3 protein-coding genes are annotated in these 4,646 nt (G+C 29.0%); all 3 read right to left on the bottom strand.

Going from position 1 to position 4,646, the window contains the following annotated elements:
• Positions 1-152: 152 nt before the first annotated feature.
• The 3 genes from KA878_RS04405 to KA878_RS04395 are packed head-to-tail and all read right to left on the bottom strand — an operon-like array spanning position 153 to position 4,511.
• Entirely contained in the window at positions 153-3,602 is a 3,450-nt protein-coding gene (locus KA878_RS04405; protein WP_245336741.1) for a DEAD/DEAH box helicase family protein, read from the bottom strand.
• 1 nt (position 3,603) lies between these two features.
• On the bottom strand, positions 3,604-4,305 hold the full coding sequence (locus KA878_RS04400) for a restriction endonuclease (protein WP_198644712.1): 702 nt from the start codon (positions 4,303-4,305) through the stop codon (positions 3,604-3,606).
• A gap of 23 nt (positions 4,306-4,328) precedes the next feature.
• Complete coding sequence (locus tag KA878_RS04395) at positions 4,329-4,511, bottom strand: hypothetical protein (RefSeq protein ID WP_210142066.1); 183 nt, start codon at positions 4,509-4,511, stop codon at positions 4,329-4,331.
• Between the last annotated feature and the right edge of the window lie 135 nt (positions 4,512-4,646).

Here is a 4,646-nt window from a genome sequence, read left to right as displayed (position 1 = left end):
GGTCTCTTCAGATCTACGGATTTTCGCCATGCCACGAAATTAGCATCATGCTAGCAAGTTAAGCGAACACTGACATGATAAATTAGTGGTTAGCTATATTTTTTTACTTTGCAACAGAACCATGCCTTCTATAAAAGGCAAAGATGATAATTTTAATTATATATAGATGGCTGATTACTTCTGCCTTCAATATTTTGTTGATAAGGAGGGTTTCCAACAACAACATCAAATTTTTTCATATTAAATCTCCTTAATATTGATTCAATAATCTTTTCTTGATTATGTATTTTCAACTCATGTAATAATGAATCAATAAAAATTATATTAGTCTGAAGGTTTTTATAACCAGACAAAGTGCGTTGTGTAATACTTTTAGCCATAGGTGTTTTTGCTATTACAAAAATGTTCTTTTTAAGTATTTCACTCCATAGATTATTTAATTCAATAGTATCAAATTTACCTGCATAATCATTATTTAGTTTCATCAATTCTTTATAATATAAACTTGTAGCTATATATAAAGGGTACAAACCAGTTTTTGAATTTATCTCAAGGAATGTTGTATCTTTCTTCCAAATTTCATTAGATGACCAATTAAACTGTGCATTTCCATCTATTATATTTTTCTTATAAGCTTTATCATAGAAAGATAAGCCTCCAATAGTGCTATGAAGATGTAGATTAACAGCTCTCCAAGGAGTCAAAACTGTTTCTTTATCTGGATTCTTAAATGTACCAAAAATATAAGAAAGTTCTTGTACTCTTTCGATTGGTTCTAGGGAATCTAATTCTTGGACTTTACTTCTTATTCTTTTACCAGCTTCTATGAAAATATCAGAGTCATAGTACTTAGTAAATTTTTGAAACTTCTCTTTTGTTATTCCGCTTGGCATAAACTCTTCCCAAGAAACATCATCTACCAAATCTATAAAGTTATCTATACTAATATCATCTTCTATATTAACATTCATACCGAATATCATTAGGGGAATACGAATACTAATACCTCTTAAAATACTTATCATTGCTCTTTTATTTTTTTGAGCAAGTTTCATTTTATCAATAATTTCTTGTTCTTCAGGAGTACGATCTTTCTTATTCTTATTCTTACTCTCTTCTGCTTTATCATATTCTTCTTCAGTAAGACCATTATCATTAATCTTTACTTCCTTAGGCAATTTCTCAGATGTTGTAGATCCAATAATAGATTTTAAGTCTGAAAAAGCATTGATATCTTCTTCAGTAATATTTAAAAGTAATTCGTCGCTATATAAACTATCGTCACTAAATCCAGAATTAATTGCTTTTTGAGCATAAACTCGTTTTAATTGCCCTAGCATACTATCAACAGAAAACTTTTTCATTTTATTACCGCTTACTCCAATAATAGGTAAAAAATTCAAAAGCCTATTCATATCAGATTTTTGTTTGCTAGTTATCCTCTTACCTGGTGCCGTTCTTAATTGACTAGCCTGTGCCATAACTGTTAAAGCGCGATCCGGTGCAAAATCAAAAACATATGAGTTGATTTTCTCACCAGTTTTATCACTATAAGGTGTTTGAGCTCTGAAAGCTGCTTGCAAATAACTTGTTGGACTAGAGGTATTATTTAAGAATATTACAGCAGTCCACTCTGGTATATTAACGCCTGTGGTTAATTTGCGGACGGTTAGAGTAATAGTTTTCGTTTCCCACGGTTTATCACTTATAGCTGTTCTAACACGATCAAGATCTGCTTCATTTGCTATATTATCGTCATTATCGACAATATTAATAATTTTGTATTCTTTACCGAATATGGGATGGTTTTCCATTAGTGACTTCAAAGCTCTTGCGGATTTAATATTAGGAAGTAACCAAAGTGAATGACGAAGATTATTTCTGAATTCTTCAGTTGAAAAAGGATAATTAGTTTTAGAATTCTTTGTAATTTCGTTTAGAAAATTCATAACATCTTTCTTATAGACAAACTCATTTGTTTCAGCATTTACCTTAAAAAATTCTGAGAAATTGAAACTGTTATTACTTGAATATTTATTTTTCTCTAACATATCGAAAGTAAACATATTTACTTTTGGCAACTTACTATATGGATTTGGAATATTAGGGTTTTCAATATCCCACTGAAGTTTTGCAGCTTGCTCCATGGAATAATCCCAAGTGAAAACTTGATCATCATCATAATTCTGTAATAAATTAAAAGGTGTGCCAGAAAGTTCTAATATTTTAGTTGTTGGTGAAATAATAGCATTTTGAACATGCTCTGCTAACTCTGTTTGCGTACCTTCATGAGCTTCATCAATAATCACTAAATCCCATTGTTGTGAGAAAATTTCATCATTTTTAACGCCTTGTTTCCCACCTACTTGTGAACTGCCACGTAAATCTTGCATAGAAACAAAATAAATAAATTTTTCGTTCTTTAAAAGATCATTTATAGAGTACTGTGTAGATTTTGATCCATATTTATATCCACTTGCTTCTAAATTCAATTTTTTAAAATCTTCAAACCAAGAATCCGAAACTATTGGCCTATGAGTAAGGATTAAAACATGATTAAACTGTTCCTCTTTAATAAGCTGTAAAGCAGACAGTGTCTTACCAAATCGCATTTTAGCATTCCAGAGCATTTTGTTTTTCTTTTTGAACACTTTTTTTGATTCTGAAATCGCAGTTTTTTGTTCAGGTCTAAATTCTATTTCTAGTTTTTTATACTTATCATCTATCTCTGAAGATAAAGCGGATTGTCCATTACGTACTGCTTCAATTGCTAATTTCACAGTTTCTAAATCTGTTTTAAACCATTCTTGTCCCTTTAAATTTTCACTTAATTTAATACCTGATCTTTTCAATACGTTATGAACATCATAATCATGAAACCATGTTTTTTGATCGTTTTTTATTGCTAATGTTGCCCATTGCATATCATATGGAACTCCCGCAGTATTAGCATATTGTTTAACCCGTTTATTGGCTGCCTCTTTTAAATAAGATGAATTATCAGACCAATCTGCACGTAAATTGTTAGCTACTGTAGTTTCTCCAATTTTTTTAGATCCTATATAAGCTGGCCACATGCCATTATCATTTTTAGCTGTCCAAACATATATCATTTTTCTCTCGGCTTTTGTTTCATAAGTTAATTGACTGTTATTATTAAATATTTTTTTAGGAGTCTCAAATCTTGGAACACTTTTAGGATCTGTAGCATATTTTTTATAAAGCCATGAAACTATAGTAAATGTCTGTCTTAATATTTCAATAGCGAGTGATTCATCTACCTCATTTTCTATATCATGTGCTGAGATATTTCCATAAGACTTTATATTATAAAGAATATTTAAAATTTTTGTAGGAAGAATATTCTTATTTTTTAGAATTTTTAATAGTGAATTAAATGTTGTACGTTTAGGAATTTTAATCATTTCATGATTTAAAATTTCAAATGTAACTGCTTCTGCAATTTGTCGAGCTTGTATAATAACATGTGTATAGTACCCATCACGATAGAGGTTTTCTATTCTATTTGTTGGATTTATAAATGTATTAAAATTAATATCATCTTTCAAAAAATAAAAATTTGTTTTTTCTAATGTGGGCATATTATTTTATCCTTTCATCGAAATATACTAATTTTTCCTTCTCCCAATCCATTATCTTTACTCGCTTTCCAGTTTTTTTAACAACTTTTTCTATATCGTCTAGTTTTTCTTCATCATCAAATAATTGTAATGAAAGTTGCATTTCGACATTTTTTTGTTCTATAGAAGAAAACGGTATAGTACAAGTTAATCCATCCATTTGAAAAACGTTATAACTAATGATGTTGGCAATTTCTTTTAAATTATCTATTGAGGGTAAGGTTTTCCATTTATCTATATAATATTCTTGATAAGAATAAATTAAATTTTCTCGTGCTAATAATAACGAATCTCCATTCCATTCAAAACCATAGCTAGATTTATATGCTATTAATACTAAATTATGCCATTCTATTTTATCATTGATAGACATATTAATACGCTGTAACTTTCGATCGAGAAAACCAACTCTCTCATGCAAATCAATTGGATATCCAGTTTCCATATCATAACGAGTAACCATATACGGTGCTTCACCAGCAGTAACTTCTAACCATATTCTTTGTATATAATCCAATAAAGTGTCATTTTTATACTCTTGCTCAATAAGATCATTTTGCTTTTTAACAATCCACGTTGGTGTGAAAACTTCTCCATTTTTTTTTGTTCTATTTTTTTGTAATTGCTTATTTTTCATAGAACGCGGTAAAATCAAATCTTTCATATATCCAGTAAGTAGTTCTGATTTTATTTGACTAAGTGCAGAGTACTTATCGGCTCCAAAATGAATGTAGTTATCATTTCCCCAAATAATATTTTTAGTCTTTTTTTAGTTGATGTTGTTCTATCAATCAACAAAATATCTAAAACTTCAGTCATAGTATGATGAATGAGGTTTTCTGATACTTTTTCATCAAAGTTTGTTTTCATTAAAAATTTCCTTTATTTTTTAGTTTATTAGTATATATTTATTTAATTTTATCTTACGATAGTTACTTAATTATTTATAATTATACCAAAAATTATTTGGTTCTGTTGCAAAGTAAAAAATATAGCTAACCACTA

Origin of the sequence: Staphylococcus sp. GDY8P57P (assembly GCF_017892585.1) — a bacterium.
In the GTDB taxonomy this organism is placed as follows: domain Bacteria; phylum Bacillota; class Bacilli; order Staphylococcales; family Staphylococcaceae; genus Staphylococcus; species Staphylococcus borealis.
Note: the sequence above shows the minus strand (reverse complement) of the source record. Positions and strands in the feature narration are given on the sequence as shown.